Annotated in this window: 17 protein-coding genes; 7 read left to right on the top strand and 10 right to left on the bottom strand. The window is 63.0% G+C overall.

The window, feature by feature from the left end; all coding sequences use genetic code 11:
* Positions 1-34: 34 nt before the first annotated feature.
* From hmgB to AC6I65_RS08370, 5 genes are all read right to left on the bottom strand, one after another.
* On the bottom strand, positions 35-1,372 hold the full coding sequence (gene hmgB, locus AC6I65_RS08390) for a hydroxymethylglutaryl-CoA synthase (RefSeq protein WP_497901468.1): 1,338 nt from the start codon (positions 1,370-1,372) through the stop codon (positions 35-37).
* A 167-nt stretch (positions 1,373-1,539) separates the two neighbouring features.
* Positions 1,540-3,609, bottom strand: coding sequence for a CARDB domain-containing protein (locus tag AC6I65_RS08385; protein WP_497901467.1), 2,070 nt, complete (start codon positions 3,607-3,609; stop codon positions 1,540-1,542).
* A 96-nt stretch (positions 3,610-3,705) separates the two neighbouring features.
* A complete protein-coding gene (locus AC6I65_RS08380) occupies positions 3,706-4,284 on the bottom strand; it encodes a DUF2150 family protein (RefSeq protein ID WP_312907704.1) in 579 nt (192 codons plus the stop codon).
* Between the two features lie 78 nt (positions 4,285-4,362).
* Complete coding sequence (locus AC6I65_RS08375; RefSeq protein ID WP_497901466.1) at positions 4,363-5,232, bottom strand: TatD family hydrolase; 870 nt, start codon at positions 5,230-5,232, stop codon at positions 4,363-4,365.
* Positions 5,233-5,353: 121 nt separating this feature from the next.
* Complete coding sequence (locus AC6I65_RS08370; RefSeq protein ID WP_497901465.1) at positions 5,354-5,812, bottom strand: NYN domain-containing protein; 459 nt, start codon at positions 5,810-5,812, stop codon at positions 5,354-5,356.
* Between the two features lie 336 nt (positions 5,813-6,148).
* Here AC6I65_RS08370 and AC6I65_RS08365 point away from each other — a divergent pair, with 336 nt between their 5' ends.
* The 3 genes from AC6I65_RS08365 (at position 6,149) to gcvH (ending at position 9,366) form a co-directional block, all read left to right on the top strand.
* On the top strand, positions 6,149-7,741 hold the full coding sequence (locus AC6I65_RS08365) for a S8 family serine peptidase (protein WP_497901464.1): 1,593 nt from the start codon (positions 6,149-6,151) through the stop codon (positions 7,739-7,741).
* 126 nt (positions 7,742-7,867) lie between these two features.
* Positions 7,868-8,983, top strand: a complete 1,116-nt coding sequence (gene gcvT / locus AC6I65_RS08360) for a glycine cleavage system aminomethyltransferase GcvT (protein WP_497901463.1) — start codon at positions 7,868-7,870, stop codon at positions 8,981-8,983.
* Positions 8,983-9,366 (top strand): glycine cleavage system protein GcvH, encoded by a 384-nt coding sequence (gene gcvH / locus AC6I65_RS08355; RefSeq protein ID WP_497901462.1) that lies wholly within the window; start codon positions 8,983-8,985, stop codon positions 9,364-9,366. The genes gcvT and gcvH overlap by 1 nt, the downstream gene beginning before the upstream one ends.
* Before the next feature lie 126 nt (positions 9,367-9,492).
* On the opposite strand, the gene AC6I65_RS08350 is transcribed toward gcvH, so the two are convergent.
* The gene (locus AC6I65_RS08350; protein ID WP_497901461.1) at positions 9,493-10,221 is read right to left on the bottom strand and encodes a helix-turn-helix domain-containing protein; all 729 of its coding nucleotides are present in this window, start codon (positions 10,219-10,221) and stop codon (positions 9,493-9,495) included.
* Between the two features lie 88 nt (positions 10,222-10,309).
* Between AC6I65_RS08350 and AC6I65_RS08345 the strand changes: the two genes are divergently transcribed.
* On the top strand, positions 10,310-10,972 hold the full coding sequence (locus AC6I65_RS08345; protein WP_497901460.1) for a metal-dependent hydrolase: 663 nt from the start codon (positions 10,310-10,312) through the stop codon (positions 10,970-10,972).
* A 4-nt stretch (positions 10,973-10,976) separates the two neighbouring features.
* Here the strand turns inward: AC6I65_RS08345 and AC6I65_RS08340 are convergent, their stop codons facing one another.
* Both AC6I65_RS08340 and dacZ read right to left on the bottom strand, forming a co-directional pair.
* Positions 10,977-11,741, bottom strand: coding sequence for a mechanosensitive ion channel family protein (locus AC6I65_RS08340; protein WP_497901459.1), 765 nt, complete (start codon positions 11,739-11,741; stop codon positions 10,977-10,979).
* Position 11,742: 1 nt separating this feature from the next.
* Entirely contained in the window at positions 11,743-12,555 is an 813-nt protein-coding gene (dacZ, locus tag AC6I65_RS08335; protein WP_497901458.1) for a diadenylate cyclase DacZ, read from the bottom strand.
* 185 nt (positions 12,556-12,740) lie between these two features.
* Between dacZ and AC6I65_RS08330 the strand changes: the two genes are divergently transcribed.
* Both AC6I65_RS08330 and AC6I65_RS08325 read left to right on the top strand, forming a co-directional pair.
* Positions 12,741-13,367 carry an RAD55 family ATPase gene (locus AC6I65_RS08330; protein WP_497901457.1) on the top strand — a complete coding sequence of 209 codons (627 nt, stop codon included), beginning with the start codon at positions 12,741-12,743 and terminating at the stop codon, positions 13,365-13,367.
* A gap of 6 nt (positions 13,368-13,373) precedes the next feature.
* Positions 13,374-13,514, top strand: a complete 141-nt coding sequence (locus AC6I65_RS08325; protein WP_497901456.1) for a hypothetical protein — start codon at positions 13,374-13,376, stop codon at positions 13,512-13,514.
* A 49-nt stretch (positions 13,515-13,563) separates the two neighbouring features.
* On the opposite strand, the gene AC6I65_RS08320 is transcribed toward AC6I65_RS08325, so the two are convergent.
* Both AC6I65_RS08320 and AC6I65_RS08315 read right to left on the bottom strand, forming a co-directional pair.
* The gene (locus AC6I65_RS08320; protein WP_497901455.1) at positions 13,564-14,523 is read right to left on the bottom strand and encodes a sensor histidine kinase; all 960 of its coding nucleotides are present in this window, start codon (positions 14,521-14,523) and stop codon (positions 13,564-13,566) included.
* A 190-nt stretch (positions 14,524-14,713) separates the two neighbouring features.
* Entirely contained in the window at positions 14,714-15,715 is a 1,002-nt protein-coding gene (locus AC6I65_RS08315; RefSeq protein WP_497901454.1) for an FKBP-type peptidyl-prolyl cis-trans isomerase, read from the bottom strand.
* Positions 15,716-15,880: 165 nt separating this feature from the next.
* Here AC6I65_RS08315 and cyaB point away from each other — a divergent pair, with 165 nt between their 5' ends.
* Entirely contained in the window at positions 15,881-16,474 is a 594-nt protein-coding gene (gene cyaB, locus AC6I65_RS08310; RefSeq protein ID WP_497901453.1) for a class IV adenylate cyclase, read from the top strand.
* Positions 16,475-16,549 lie beyond the last annotated feature (75 nt).

The raw sequence follows: 16,549 nt of genomic DNA, 5'->3' as shown, positions 1-16,549 counted from the left end.
TCTTTCCCGCCGTCCGCTCGAGTTTCGCGCCGAGTCACTCGACGTACCGATACTTCCGCTCGCCCATCCGGCCCCAGCCGTCGAACGCGAACTCGCCTTCCGGGGTCGTCAGCGGTTCGATGTCGACGTCCATCTCGTGGTTGTGCGCGTCGTGGATCTCCTCGTAATCGTCCCAGTCGATGTCGTAGCGCGACTCGAGTTGCTCGTCGACGTTCAGCGCTTCGATCTCCTCGAGCCAGTTTTCCTTGACGGTCTCGGTGTGGATTTCGGCCTGGGCGCCGCTGCCGTAGGAACCGACCAGGAGCTGCTCGCCGACCATGTCGCGGTCGTTCTCCGCGGCGTGTTTCAGCGCGCTCGCGCGGGCGACGTGGACCGAGCCGGTGTACCAGTTGCCGACGTCTCGAGCGATCGTCAGAGTGGGGTCGATCGTCTCGGCGTACCACTCCTGGTAGCGCTCGGTGCGCTTCAGCCCGTCCATGTACTCCCGGATCGCGTCGGTGAACGCCTCCTCGTCCTCGAAGGCCTCCTCGCGGGGCTGGCGACCGATCTCCTCGGCCAGTTCCTCCTCGATTTCGGTGTCGCGGGTGATGTGGCGGTACGCCAGCAGGGCGGCCTTCCGGACCATGCCCGGGAACGGCGTGTGGAACGGCGCGTACTGGAAGTCGCCGACCGTAATCTCGCCGGCCTCGCGCTGGTAGTCGATCAGTGCCTCGCGCATGCGGGCGAGGTAGACCTGGACCGAACGCTTGCCGTCGACGCTCGGGAACTGCTGGTTGGGTTTGAGGAAGTCGGTCTCATCGGCCGACCCGAATCCCTGTTCGGCCGAGAGCTCGACCAGGTTGGGGTCCTCGCTGATGAGCATGGCGACCGCGCCCGCACCCTGGGTCGCCTCGCCAGCGTCGCCGCGGGCGTACAGGGCGGTGTCGGTGGCGATGACGATGGCCGAGCGGCCGCGGTGTCGATCCGCACGGATCCAGTTGTACGCGTCGTCGAGGCTCTGGGTGCCGGCGATGCAGGCGAACTTCCGCTCGCCCTTGTTCGCGTGATGGAAGTCGCCCTCGAACACCTGCTCGAGGCAGCCTGCGACGTACGTCGAAACCGGCTTGGAGTTGTCGAATGCGCTCTCGGTAGCGACGTCGATCCGGCCGATGTCGTCGGGCTCGAGGCCTTTGCGGTCCATGAGGCGGTAGGCGGCGTTGGCGCCCATAGTGACGATGTCCTCGTAGCTGTCGGGGAACGAGGAGGCGTTGAGTCCCAGCCCTTTGGTGTACTTTTCGGGGTCCTCGCCCTTCTGTGGGGCGAAGGTGCCGGGCAAGTCGAGTTTGAGGTTGCCCGTCCAAATTTCGACGGCGTCGATACCGACGGATGTCATAGGAGAACGCTACAGGTGAGGATACATGATATTGTCGTTCGTGGTTTCGACGATTGACGTTGTTGACTCGTTCCACTTGGATGTCTTATAGTTCCTCTATAGAACCCCCATAGATGTTGAGTTTCCAACGCCAATTCGAGGTACTAACCACGATAACGGTGAGGAGTTTACTCACACAGCGAGAACGGTCCATCACCAGCGCCTTCTTCGATTCTATATGTGCAGGCCTCACTGGTCTGAAGTATTTTCGATTCAACCGTAACCGGTCGTGGCTCCCGTTTCCCACCAGAAGACGAACCATCCATAACATCTACGGAAATGGATCCAGACGTGGTGACGGACTCATACTCGCTCCCGACGGGGTTCCCATCTTCATCGAGAATCTCGAACTCAACCCGAGTCTCTCCCGTGAGTTGATAATCGAAACGAATTTGTTTAACACCGTTCTGATCGTTCTCCCTTGTTACCTCTGCATCAACGGATTCGAAACGTGGCGGTTCAATTGTAACAGGTCTACTTACACTTTTATCTTCGCTCGAGACCGTGGCCGTATACTCACCGGCATCGCCCGTTTGTGTGTCCCATTCGAAACTGACTGTCTGCGGTTCTCCACCCTCGAGTTCCACGTCCGAGACGGCTTGCGTATACGTTTCGCCACCAATACCCAGCACAATATCCTGGGTATCTGTATTTTCGCCCGTGTTCTCAACTGTCGCATTGAGGCTCAGGGTATCGCCCTCGGTGACCGGGTCGTTTGTGTTCGTAATCTCGACCGAGAAGAACGGCTCATCTGCGCCGATTACCTTGGTCGTGTCGCTGTCGAGTTCGTTCGATCTGGTATCGGTTTCGTAGAGCGTCGCCGTCAGTACGTCACCTCGAGAAAACTCGAGCCCAGTGACGGTGACGATATCCTCGCCCACCGTGTCGAAAGTGACTTCGTGCGATTCGTTCTCAACGACGAGGTAACCGCCCGTCGTGGAATCGAGATTGTCGAAGTCGGAGGTGGTGACCTCGAACTCGTCGTCGTCTTCTCGGATCTCGTCCTGGATATCGACGGTTCCGCGTACCCCACCAGCGTTCGACGAATCAGAGACGAACACCTCTTGAGTCACGTTTTCAGGTTGCTCTCCGTCCAGTTCTGGTGGGGCTTCGTCGACCGTGAAGCTAGCGCCTAGCGTAATCGTCTCTCCTCCGTCGTCCTCGTTAGCCTTGTACGAAACCGTCACCTGGCCGTCCGGTCCGGTCGATTTGTTCTCCGGAGAAATAGCGTTCGAACCGTCGTCGGTGGCGTTCACCCGCACGTTTGAAACCGGGTTGTTGTACCGATCCCGGACTTCGACGGTCATCCGCGTCGTTTCACCAGTGCGAACGTCCCGGGGCTCGTTGACGACCGTAAGATAGGCGGGACCGTCCGCCTTCGATTCGGCGCCACTCCCGAGACCGACTTTCGCGACCTGCAATTGGTAATCGTCATCCTTGAGCGTGATCGTCACAGTTCCGGGGCCTCCGTCGACGGAGACGACTCGAGGTTCGTCCTCGAGTAACCGTTCCCACTTCTCGACGCTCAGCGTTGTCGGTATCTCGAGGGTTACGTTCCCGTCTGACTCGATCGCAACCGAGTTCTCGGAGGCACTCACCGTCTCGAAGTCGACCGCGACTGTCCCGGACCGACTCGAAGAATAGTTCCCGGCAAGCGTCACCAGTCGAATCGTGTTCCCGTCGATCAGTCGCTGCCCCGTCAGCGTAGCTTGATTCCCGTCCTGAACGTTGTACAGAACCGAATTACCGTAGACGACCGTTGGCGCATTTTGGTGTTCGTTATAATTCGGTTGAAAAACGAGACCCCCCGTCTCGAACGCCAGTTCCGTCGTATTCCAGTAATCTCGTGCGTCCTCGTCCCCGACCGTCACGTTCTCGAGCCGTATCGACTCGTTCGCCTCCACCAGTTTCAACGACCCCGACGAGGGGGGCGGATTCACCGTAAAACTCCGCGGCGGATACGTCGTCCCGAGCGAAACCGAGTACGAACCGACGCGACGGTCGGGCGCGTTGACGAGGCCGTTTCGTACGTCCAGTAACTGTCCCTGCACGGCCTGCTGATGCTCGTACTCCACTGCCCGATTCTCGTCGGGAACTACGTTCACCTGGTACAGCGCGAGCGCCGACACCAGAATGCCGAGCATGAGGACCGCTCCGATCACCGTGGACACGGCACGCTCCTCACCTCGGCCTATCATACGCAGTGATAGTCCCGATGACGTATACGCTTATTGGCCCCACTAAACCGCAGCGTGAGCCCCGAAAAGCAGTCTATTCGCCGCTCGTCTCGTCGATTACTCGTCTTCCTCGACAACTTCCGGATCGCTCATCGCACTCTGGAGGCTGTCCAGGCCGTTGACCCACTCCGTCACGAGGCCGTACTCGAGTTGCTCCGCAATCGTCATGTCGAGTTCCTCGCCGTCGATGATGAGCGTCCCCGCCTGGGCCGCGTACCCGAGCGCGGCGTCCAGATCCTCCTCGGCTTCGGCGTCCGCGGCCGCGCCGATGTAGTCGTTGACGCTCGCCTCCTCGGCCGGGCCGCTGGCGACGTACTCCTCGGCGGCGATGAAGACGCAGACCAGGCTCGTCTGGACGCCGTCGACCAGCATCCGGGTCTCCTCGTCGTCGATGTCGACCTCCGAGAGGACGATCTCGCGGACGTCGGCGATCTCCTCGAGGGCCTGCTCCTGCTCGAGTTCGCCGTCGTCGTACGCCGCAACGATTTTGGCGATGGCGATGGCCGTGTCGTCCTGGAGGTTCAGGAGGAGGCGGGCGGAGGATTCGTCCTCCGGATCGATCTCTTCGTCGTCGATGCGGTCGATCCAGTTCTGCCAGCGTTCGGCCGAATAGAACTCGGTCGGGGAATTGCTCATACTCTCACCTACACCGGCCGCTTGAAATGCCTTTCTCTACTCTTCGCTTTCTCGACCAGCGGCGAAATCCGTCGGCGATCAGTCCTCGAGCGTCGCTTCGGACTCCCCGAGCGTCGCTTCCGTGTCGATTCCGTACACCAGTTGCGGCGTCTCGACGTGGGCGTTCCTGACCGCGTCCTCGTGGCCTTCCTCGAGGAGCCAGCTGACCCGTCGCGGGACCGTCTTCGGACCGAGGACGGCTCCTGGTCGATCGGGGTCGTCGACGAAGTCGGTCTCCATGAGGAACGGATCGCCGGCCTCCGCAGCGGTCTCGAGGCGATCCTTCTCGCTCATCACGCTGGGGGTGACGCCCACGAGGCGGCCACTGGCGTAATGTTTGACGACCCGGTGTGCCGGCAAGCCGGCGTCCTCGGCCCACTCGGCGACCGTCGTCAGGTCCTCAGTGGCTTCGGTGTGGAGCTGGACGGCACACTCGAGGTCGGCGCCGAGTTCGAACGCGTGGCGCATAACGTTGTTCGACGCAGCCCAGACCTCGTCGTCCACGTCGTAGTGTGGGCGTCCCGATTTCAGCCCCCGCGCGTCGCCCGCGTCGACGTACTCGGCGGCGACCTCGAGGCCGGCCCGCATGATGGATTCGGCATCGTCGGGGGTCTTTCCGCGTTCGTCGACCAATCGCGAGACCAGCCCCGGATGGACGCCCAGGATGGGCCAGGCGCGGCCCTCGAGTCGGCTACTCGCTTCGGAAACGATCTCGAGGGTTCGCTCGAAGACCGGTCGGAAGTCCTCGCCTGCGTTGGCTTCGACGCCGAGGTGCCAGGAGGGTTTGTTGACGACTAAAAGGTGTGTCCCGCCCATGCGTGCGAAGTCGTCGACTGCCTCGAGACCGCGGCCGTGATCCGGGTCGAGGTGGAGGTGATCGTCGAGGATTGGCGTCTCGTGATCGTTCATGAATCGACCTTGGGTGAGCGGTGGCGGAAAAGGCATCGGCTTCGAGGCGACCCACTCGACGATCGAAACAATGGCTCGTGAACGTCTCGCCGCTCGAACCGATGGGTCTTGTCGCCTCGAGTCAGTCCTCGAGCGTCAGCGCCGTGTCGGCGGCGTTCTGGAGGGCGTCCGACCGTCCGTACGAACCGGGTGCGATGGCGACTGTCTCCACGCCTCTCGCGCCGGCGTACTCGAGAACGGGTTTGAAGTCCGTGTCGCGCGAGGCGATGGCGAGGACGTCGATTCGGTCCTCGACGACGCTGGCCGTGGCGTCGACGGCGAGTTTGACGTCTACGTCGCCGCTGGTGATGACCACCTCGAAGCCTCGAGCTTCGGCCGCCTGAATCAGCCCTGGCGTGGCGTGTTCGTCTAGATAGAGCCGACGAATCGCGGTTCGCCCCTGGTCGGAGACGGCGGTTCGAAGGTCGTCGAGGTCGACGTCGAACTCCTCGCGGAAAACGTTCGGTCCGTCGACGAAGAGGCCGACTCCCGATGGTTTCGATTGGTCGGCTGACACCCACTCGCGCACGGACTCGAACATACTCACGGTCACGGTAGCCAGTGCGGTACAATAGGTGTAGCGAAGAAACTCGAGATGCGGAGCTATTCCTCGTTACAGTACTAGCGTCACCGCCACCCGCCAGTCGAAAATTGGTGTGTCCAGCCAACTATCGTACCCTGGTAATAGATTATTTTAATAAACTTATACTTCGTTGTTTTCCCCTCTCGAGGTATATTTCAAGCACGATTTGATCAATATTCGTGCCATTATTTACTTTCCCAACCCCGAACTCTCAAATCAATTGATCTACTGACAGTAAATTCCGCTGGGTTTCACAACTATTTAATTATAGATTGCGGTACGCATAGCCACACCATGCCAGAACATGGCAGTCCAGGTTACGATCGCCGTTCCGTACTGAAAGCAGCCGGCGCCCTCGGTGCATTCATGGGTCTTGGTGGGATCACCGCCGCTACCCCCGGACGTACCCCCGGCCCGAAGGAGAACGAAATTCTCGTCGGAAAATCGAACACGGTGGGACTGGCCACTGCGCGAGCCAAAGTCGAAGCGAACACACCCGACCACGCCGCCGTCGTTCACGAGAACGAGACGCTCGGCTACATGGCGCTCGAGGTCGACGAGGATCGAGTCGGCACGATGGACTCGATCATCGACCAGCTCGAGCGACGACCGGAAGTGGAGTACGCGGAGCGAAACGCGACGTACTACACCCAGCTCGAGCCGAACGACCCGAACTACGGCCAGCAGTACGCTCCCCAGCAGGTTCGCGCCGACCAGGCGTGGGATACGACGCTGGGCTCGATGGACGTGACGGTCGCGGTCGTCGACCAGGGCGTCGATTACAGCCACCCCGATCTCGCCGACCGGTTCGAGGGCAACGAAGGGTACGACTTCGTCGACGATGACGAGGATCCCGCTCCAGTAAACAACGACGAAAACCATGGAACCCACGTCGCCGGAATCGCTGCGGCGACGACGGATAACGGAACGGGGATCGCCGGCATGTCGAACTCCCGAATCCTCTCCGGTCGCGCACTCGGCGCGGATGGCGGTGGGTCGCTTTCAGACATCGCGGATGCTATCCAGTGGGCTGCCGACCAGGGCGCGGATATCATCAACCTGTCCCTCGGTGGCGGCGGCTCGAACAGCACGATGCGCAACGCCATCGACTACGCCTACGACAACGGCTCACTCCCCATCGCCGCTGCGGGTAACGACTACGGGAGTTCGGTTTCCTACCCCGCCGCGTATGAAAACTGCATGGCGGTGTCGGCGGTCGACGAGAACGAAGACCTCGCGGACTTCTCGAACGTGGGACCAGAGATCAACGTCGCCGCCCCCGGCGCCAACGTCCTCTCGACCGTTCCCGGGGATTCCTACGAGGAACTCTCCGGGACGTCGATGGCCTGTCCAGCCGCGGCAGGCGTCGCCGCCCTCGGAAAGGCCGCGTATCCCGACGATACGGTGGCCGACCTCTGGGGGCGCCTCGAGGACTCGGCCGTCGACATCGGTCTCTCGTCGGACGAGCAGGGCGCCGGTCGCGTCGACGCCCTGAACATCGTCGAGGGCGGGACCGATGATCCGGACGACCCCGACGACCCCGATGATCCAGGCGATGGCGAGTGCGGTGACGTCGTCGAGACGGCCTCGGCCGAGGACTACCTCTACAGCGGATCCAGTCACTCCTACACGTACTCGCTCCAGACGGCGAACCCGTGTAGCGCGACAGTGACCCTCTCCGGCCCGTCCGACGCCGACTTCGACCTCTACCTGACCCTCGACGGACGCACACCGTCGACCTGGGACTACGACGAGCGCTCGATCAGCGCCGACAGCAACGAGAAGATCACCGTATCGCTCTCCGGTGACGAGGAACTCGGCCTCCTCGTCGACTCCTACAGCGGCAGCGGGTACTACACCCTCTCCATCGAAGAACTCGGCAAGTAACGCCAGCCAATCACCCTCGCCATCACGGCAGGCACCCACCCGTACACCCACTTTTTTGAGAGGACTGGGCCCTCGAGCACTGGCTGAATGTAAAAACATTACTTACCCGCGGGTGACGTGACGAGTATGTCGCTGCAGATGCCGCCGTTGCGTGGGGTCCACGACGAGCGGGGAGCGAAAGTCACCGAATTTGGCGGCTGGGAGATGCCAGTCGAGTTCGACTCGATCCAGGAGGAACACCGGGTGGTCCGCGAATCCGTCGGCAAGTTCGACGTCTCTCACATGGGCGAGATCGAGGTCAGCGGCCCAGACGCCCGGGCGTTGATGCAACGACTCACGTCGAACGACGTGACCGCCCTCGACGTCGGTGACTCCCAGTACGCGACGATCACCGACGAGGACGGCGTGATCATCGACGACACAGTGGTCTACCGACTCCCGGACGAGGGTGACGACCACGTCTTCCTGTTCATTCCGAACGCCGGCAACGACGAGGCCATGACCGAGCGCTGGCGAACCCACCGCGACGAGTGGGGACTCGAGGCGTCCATCGAGAACCAGACGCACGAGTACGCGATGTTCGCGATCCAGGGGCCGGACGCCCGCGAACTGGTGTTCGACGTCGTCGCCGACCCCGACCGGGTGAGCGACCTCAGTCGGTTCGAGGCGACGTACACGACGGTCGAGGGGACGGAGTCCGAGTCCAAGTGCTGGGTCGCCCGCACCGGTTACACCGGCGAGGACGGCCTCGAGGTCATCGCCCCATGGGACGACGCGGAATCCGTCTGGTCGGCCTTCGACTGTCAGCCCTGCGGTCTGGGCGCGAGGGATACCCTCCGCCTCGAGGCCGGGTTCGTCCTGGCCGGGCAGGACTTCGACCGCGAGACGAACCCGCGCACTCCCTACGAGTGTAGCATCGGTTTCACGGTCAAACTCGACACCGAATTCGTCGGCCGGGACGCCCTCGAGCGCGCGAAAGAAGAGGGCGTCGAGGAGAAACTCGTCGGCTTCCGACTCGTCGACCGCGGGATCGCTCGCCACGGCTACGACATCACGACCACCGACGGCGAAGTCATCGGGACGGTTACGAGCGGGACGATGAGTCCGACGCTCGAGGCGGCCATCGGCCTGGGCTACGTGCCCGTCGAGTACGCCGATGCCGGGACGAAGATCCGCGTCGACGTCCGCGGCCGGCCCAAAAAGGCAAAGATTGAAACGCCTCCCTTCGTCGATACAGTATAATGAGCTTCGATATCCCAGACGACCGACGGTACCAGGAATCACACGAGTGGGCACTCGAGACAGATGACGGCGTCAGAATCGGTATCACCGACTTCGCGCAGGACGAACTCGGCGACGTGGTATTCGTGGAACTGCCCGACGAGGGTGAGGACGTCACGGCGGGAGAGAGCTTCGGCGTCGTCGAGTCGATCAAGGCAGTCTCCGATCTGTACGCGCCGGTCAGCGGCACGGTCACGGCCGTCAACGAGGATTTGTTCGACGCTCCTGAACTCGTCAACGAAGACCCCTTCGACGAGGGCTGGATGCTCGCGGTCGACCCCGATGACGAGAGCGAACTCGAGGACCTGCTCACTGCCGAGGAGTACGAAGAACAGGTCGCCTGAGCGCTCGACGTTCACCCTGCAGCAGTTGCGCTCAACAGAAGCGCTCAGCGTTAACCCTTCAGCGGAAGCGTTCAACAGAAACGCTCAACGTTCATCCTTCGGCAGTAGCATTCAGCAGGCCACACCTCACTCGAGTCCGGCCAGCCGCTCCAGCAACTCCTCGAGCGGCAGCGTCGACGTCGACAGCGCGTAACCATCGATTCGCGCCAGGTCGGCGGCGTGCTCCCAGAGGTCGTCGGGCTCGAGTCCGTGGAGGACCACGGCATTGGGGGTCGGGTTGACGACGCGAAGGGCGACCAGCGGCGACTCGCCGCGCGTGACGCCGGTGAACACCAGCGCCCGGTTGGTGCTCTGCCCGTAGAGGCGAAAGAACTCCTCACTCGAGAGGCGGGTGATCGCCTCGATGCTGTTGATGACTGTGTGACCGCTGATCCGGTCGGAGTGACCCGGGGCGATTTCGGTCGCCTCGATCGTCTCGTAGAGGTGTGCGAGCGGATACGTCGTCGCGTACTCGCGCAGGTCGTAGATGACGTCGCTGTCGAAGCCCGCCGAGAGCACGCGGCCGTACTGTCGAATTCGATCGCCGCCGCGGCGTTCGTCGATCTCGAGGAGTCCCTCGACGAGTCGGCGGACGACCCCAATTCCGGGACTCTCTCGACGGCCGCTCTCGTAGTCCGAGATCACCGACGAGGAGACGTCGAGTTCGCTCGCGAGATCGGTCTGGGAGACGTCGAAGTCCGTTCGCCACTTTCGAAGCGTTGCGCCCGGGTCGTTGCTCAGCGTGATCTCTCCTGCGATCTTCTCCGCCAGTTCCCGCTTTGGCCCGCGTCCACGTCCACGTCCACGTCCGCCCATACCTCTGGCTCTCACGGGCGTGGCAAGTAGCTACCGGCATTCGACCGACGAGGCGAACACTCAAGGTCCGAGGCTCTGAGATGGGGGCATGCCGTCGACCGTCGTACACGTCGGGCTGGCGGGCCTGGTCGGGGTCGCCCTCCTCGCCGATCGCTTCGACACGCGAGCGATCCTGTTCGTCATGGCCGTGACCGCCCTCCTCGACCTCGATACGCTGCTCGGCATCGTCGTTCCCGGAACCCACCGCGCTGCCTTCCACAACCTCTGGATCGTCCTCCTTCCCGCACTCGTCCTGTACTGGGACTGGCGACGCGAGAAATCGGTCGTCCGCTCGCGGTGGGGCGCCTACGGCTACCGGATCGGCTGGGTAACCCTGATTGCGGTCCTGTTCGCGCACGTCCTGCTCGACGCGTTCTACAACGGCGTCAACCTCTTCTGGCCCGTCCACGACCGGTTCTTCGACCTCTCGGGCAAACTCCTGGTCACCGACCAGCGCGGGTTCGTCCAGACGTTCGTCGAACTCGAGTCCAGTGAAACCGGAACCACGGTCTCGGAGTCGACCGCCCGCGGCACGACGGCTGACACGCACTACTCGACGGGCTTCGACCCGACGCGCGGATCGGACCCAGAACCCGAAGACGTCGAGCGGATCTTCCCGATCGCGAGTTCCGGCGAACTGTTCGTCGTGACGCTCGTCGGGTACCTGACCGTCGGGTATCGAGTGCTCGAGTCGCGCCGAAAGCGCAATTGAGCCGTCAGTCCCGGATCCGGACGAACCCATCCTCGAAGACCACGCGATTCGGGATGACGTGTTCTCTCGAGTCGGACTCGATCTTCGTCACGAAGAGGTCGACCTCCTGGACAATCCCCGTGTGGTCGCCGATCTCGACGCGATCGCCGATCCCGTAGGGCTGGTTGAGCAGCAGGTAGATGCCGACCGCACTCGAGACGAGGAAGTCCTTGAACGCGAACGCGCCGATCAGGACGAGGCCGGTGGTGTAGACGGTCAGGAGGATCAACAGTGGCAGGACCGCCACGTTGACCTGGGCGAGCGCGATGAGAAAGGCGACGAAGAGGACGGAGTACTTGACGACTCTGGGGATGATCGAGACCTCGGGGAGTTTGACCCCCCGAAGGTACTCGCTGACGGCCAGTTCGGCCTTGTCTGCCACGACGAACCCGACGAGGACGACGAGGACCGCGACGAACACCTGCGGAACGAACGTCCATATGGTCTGCCAGAACGCCTCCGTCGGCAGGAGCTGGGCGATGTGAATCGCCGTCAACAGCGCGATGCCGTAGATGAACCAGGAACTGAGTCGAGCGACGATCTTGACCGTCGAGGTACCGAGCGACTGGGCGGTTCGCTCGAACGGCGTTCCCTCGACCGCCTCCGGAACCTCTGCCGCCCGCAGAAGTTCTTCGTTTAGTCGACCGACGACGTATCCGACGACGAGACCGAGGACCAGCACGGCCATCGCTATCACGACGGGTTCGTCGACGAGCGTCTGTATCTCCATGTCAGTACTCCTCCGGGTCGACCTCCAGAATAATCTCGCCGGCTTTGAACGCGCGCACCATCCCGTCGCTCTCGGAGAGGACCATCGCGATCGCGTTCGTATCTCGCGTGATCGCCCCGCCGGCCATGTGCCGGGCGCCTAGCCCCTTCGGGATGTCCACGCCCTCCGCCGAGGGCTCGAGGTAGCGGTAGGCCGAGACGAGTTTCCCCGAGTCCGAGATGACGAACGCGCCGTCGAGTCGCGAGAACTCCTTGAGCATGACGTTCACGATCGGATCGCCGACGTGGACGTGAGACTTCTCGAAGGGGTTGTACGAGAGTGGCCGGGACTTGTTCATCACTTTGCCGGCGTCGCCGACGATGAACAGCGCGCCGACGGGTTTGCCCTTCTGGCCCTTCTTCCCGAGTTCGACCGCCAGTTCGAGGACGGCCTTGATGACGTCGGGGTCGGCCCGCGATTTCGCGAAGAGGTTGTAGATACCCGACTGGTTGTCGATGTTCGCCCGGACTCGCGAGACGGTGTCGATGCCGTCGCCGAAGACGCTCGTCGCGCAGGCCAGTTCGTCGCCGTCCTCGATGATACCCTGTTCCAGGCCGCCTTCGAGTCCGAACCGGATCCGCTCGGAGACGTCCTGGAACTCGAGGGGCAGTTCGACGAATGTCTCGGCGCTGACGGTGTTTTCGGTCCCGACGACGATCACCTCCAGGTCGTCGACGGCCGCCAGGCGGTCGTAGTACGACCCGCTGGGGGCAAAGAGTGCGACTGCATCGACGTCCGAAAAGAGATCCCCGAATACGTCGCCTAGTTCGACCATTGTCTCTTACAAGCAGTTCGCGGCCGAATAAACGTTTTGGGCCGTCTGACGTGCGTCCGCCGATTATTCGGCTTCGGGTGGCAGCTAATACAACGCCGTAACGAAGAATCGCCCGGAACCGCCCGAGTGGACGGCGATTCGGGCCAAAGAGTTATGCGGGCGCTGGGTCAAGTGGTCACAATCGCATGGTTGGTCGGCTGGAAACGGGTATCGACGTGCTGGATCGGAAGTTAGACGGCGGACTGCCCCCGGGTTGTGTCGTCGCCTACACCGCGAGTCCCGCCAGCCAGTCGGAACTGCTCCTGTACGAACTGACGGCCGCTCGCGGCACCCTGTACCTGACGACCGAGCGAACCGACGACACCGTCCGCCACGCCATCGAATCCTCGATGAGCCGCGTCGGCAGCCCCACCGTTCGCCGAGTCACCGATTCCGACCCCCTCGAGGAAGCGACCCGCCTCATCAGCGCCCTGCCCGACGGTGCCAACCTCATCATCGACACGATGGACGTCCTGGAGCGCGCCGACGGCGAGGACTACCTCGAGTTTCTCAACGAGCTCAAGTCACACATGCTTGAGACGGGCTCGATCGCCGTCCTCCACTGTCTCAAGCGACCCAACCCGCCCGACAATCGGCCGACCACCGAACACGTCGCCGACGCGGTCTTCGACCTGCGGACCTCCCTCGAGGGGACGGAAATCGAGAACCACCTGGCGATTCCGAAGTTCCGGGGTGGCGGTGCCTCTCCCGAAATCATCAAGCTCCAGCTCTCCGAACGGGTCGAGATTGACACGAGTCGGGACATCGCGTGACGATGGATGCTGTTACGGACGGTTCAGGTCTCGAAAGCGGGCCGCTCGAGTCTCTGTAGTCGGCTGCTCGAGCCTCGACAGCGTGCGATTCAGCTCTCGGTAACGGGCTACTCGAGTCTCGGTAACGGGCTACTCGAGTCTCGGTAACGGGCTACTCGAGACCGACCTCGGTGAACTCGAATCGCGCGCCGCCGTCTCAACTCTCGGCGAGCGCCCAGTCCCAGTCGTAGATCGCGGCTAACTGGGTGACGAGCGTCAGGCCAAGCCCGGTCCCGCGCGAGCTCGTCGTAAACCCTGGCTCGACGACCTGGCTGTGCGTCTCCGGCGGGATGCCGGGGCCGTCGTCCTCGACGAAGAAACCGTCCTCGAGGTCGCCGACGCGAACGGTCACGTCCTCGCGAGCGTGCTCCAGACTGTTCTGAAAGAGGTTCGCCAGCAGGTGATGCAGGTGCATCGCGTCACCGTGGATCGATCGATCGGTGTCGAGGACGAGCGTGGCCGTCGCCGTTTTCTCGGTGGCTTCCCACGCCTGCTCGGCCACGGCCGCGAGGTCGACCCGCTCCTCGTCGACGTGGATGGGCGATTCACCGACGATAACGAGGAGGATGTCGATCATCTCCTCGATGCGCTCGTGGGCGAGTGACGCCTGTCTGGCGGCGTCCTCGTCCTGCGGGCGCGACTGCTCGTGGTAGCCTTTGGCAATCGTCAGCGGGTTCCGCAGTTCGTGGGCAAGCATGCCCGCGAAGCTCTCCAGTCGATTGTTCTGGTAGGCGAGTTCCTGGCTCCGTTGCTCGGCCTCCCGTGCCCGCGTCCGCGCCTGAGCGTCGTAGACGCCCATTCCGAAACCGGCGAGGGCGCTCAACGCAGTGAGGATCAACACATTCGGGACGACGCTCGCCAGGTCACTGACGAGACTCGAGAGGGCGAAGATGGTTGCCATGACCCCGACCGCGCCGAGACACCAGCCGGCGATCCGGCCGTAGAGCGCCGCGTGAACCGCCGAACGTGGCAGTCGATAGCCGCCGTAGAGCAGAACCAGCCCTGGTCCGGCCGTCAGGACGACGACGATCAGGAGGGCGCCCCGTGGTAACTCCTCGCTCCCGGGAAAAATGGCGGGCAGGACGGACGACGCAACGTATGCGGCGCCGATTGTCATCACGACGTGGCGCCCGTCGGCTACCGAACGTGTTCGGGGGACGTGCCACATTGTCGTCTACAAAAAAGTGGACGACTATCATAGTATCGGCCGACCAGTACGTCTCCTCGGGCCGATACATGCGTCTCCTCGAGAAATCGCGAGCCACAGCCATCGCTGCTGTGGACGCGAAAGAATCGAAAAACTGGGTTTACTCGTCGTCGGCTTCGGCTTCGAGTTCCTCGACGATCTCGTCGGCGTCGACGTCAGCGTCCTCGAGCGCGGCCTCAAGGTCGGCTTCGCCACCGCCGCCCATGCCACCCATCATGCCACCCATACCGCCCATCATGCCGCCCATGCCCTCGATGACTTCCTGGACGATGACGCGGTCGACGCCGACCTTGTCCATGACGTCCTGGGCGATCTGTTGCTTCTGGAACATCCACTGCTGGTTCATCGCCATTTGGGGCGTGGACTCGACGTAGAGGGTCTCCTTCTCGACGACTTCAGTCTCGAACTCGGGTTCGGTGTCTTCGTCTTCCTCGTCGCCTTCGTCAGGCTCGACGGGAACCTCCTCTTCGACCTCGTCGGTTTCGATCCAGAGGTCGGGCTCGGTCTCGAGGTACATTCCGAAGAGGCCGGCGGCCTGCTCCTCGCGGTCGTCGACTTCCTCGACGACCTCGTACTCGTACTCGACGTCCTCGCCGGCGAGGGGGTGGTTGAAGTCGACGCGGGCGCGCCCGCCGACGATGGTGCTGATGTAGCCGTGGCGGCCGTCGACGTGGACGTGCGCGCCGGGGTAGCGGTCGTCCTCGTCGATCTTGTCCGCGCTGATCGTCTCGAGGGCGTCGTTGTCGTACTCGCCGAAGGCTTCCTCGGCGGGGATGGTGACCTCGCCCTCCTCGCCGGCCTCGCTGCCGATGATGGCGTCCTCGACGGCGTCGAAGATGTGGCCCTCTCCGAGGACAATCGTTCGCGGGGCGAACTCTCGGTCCTGGGCGTCGACGCCCTCCTCTTCGGCAACCTCGGCGTCGGTCGTGTCGACGAGCTGGTCGCCCTCGACGGTGCGGGCGGTGTAGGCAATCTTCACGAAGTCGCCGGGCTGGAACCCGCTCTCGGTCTCGGCCTCGGCCTCGCTCTCCTCGGCTTCGGTGTCTTCAGCTTCCGTTTCGACGTCATCGGCCGATGTCTCGGCCTCCTCTTCCTCGGTCATACGTGGTACCATCAGCCGTCCGCATTTAAGACCGACGTTTTCGTTCGAGCGTTCGGTTTCCGCTCGTTTCTCTCTCTTCCCCACTCGAGCACCGAGTTCGTGACCGAGAGCGAGAGTCAGCCGCGGAACGACACGTTCCTATGGCTCCCGTCCCTCGAGCGACGTATGTACGAAGTCGAACTCAAGGTCGAGGTTCCCGCGACCCTCGAGGCGGTCCGGGCACGTCTCGAGTCCCTCGGCGCGACGCGCGAGGCGACGGTCGTCCAGGCGGACACCTACTACGACGCCCCCCACCGGTCGTTCGCCGAGTCCGACGAAGCACTGCGCATTCGGCGAGAAGCGGTGGACGACTCGGACGCCGACGCTGACGCCGGCACCGCCATCGCCCTGAACGACGTCGACCACGAGGCTCGAGTGACCTACAAGGGGCCGCTGCTAGAGGACGACTCGAAGACCCGCGCCGAACACGAGACGGCCGTCGGCGACGGCGAGACCATGGACGCCGCGCTCACGAAACTCGGCTTCGAGCCCGTCGCGACGGTCGAAAAACGCCGTGAGCGCTACTCGCTCGAGGGGTACACCGTCACGCTCGACGCGGTCGAGGGGGCCGGTGAGTTCGTCGAGGTGGAGGCCGACGCCGAGACCGAAGTCGAGATCGAGGAAGTCCGCGAGGGAGCGGCAACCATCCTCGAGCGCCTCGACCTCGATCCCGCGACGCAACTTCGGACGTCGTATCTGGAGCTCGTGCTGGAGGGTTGAGCGGGGTGGAAGAGCGGAGAACGGATTGCGAAAAGGCGGTTCAGCGGGTGGTGCGGGACGGGTTGTGAAACAGGC

The sequence above is a fragment of the Natronosalvus sp. KLKA75 genome (assembly GCF_059736265.1).
Note: the sequence above shows the minus strand (reverse complement) of the source record. Positions and strands in the feature narration are given on the sequence as shown.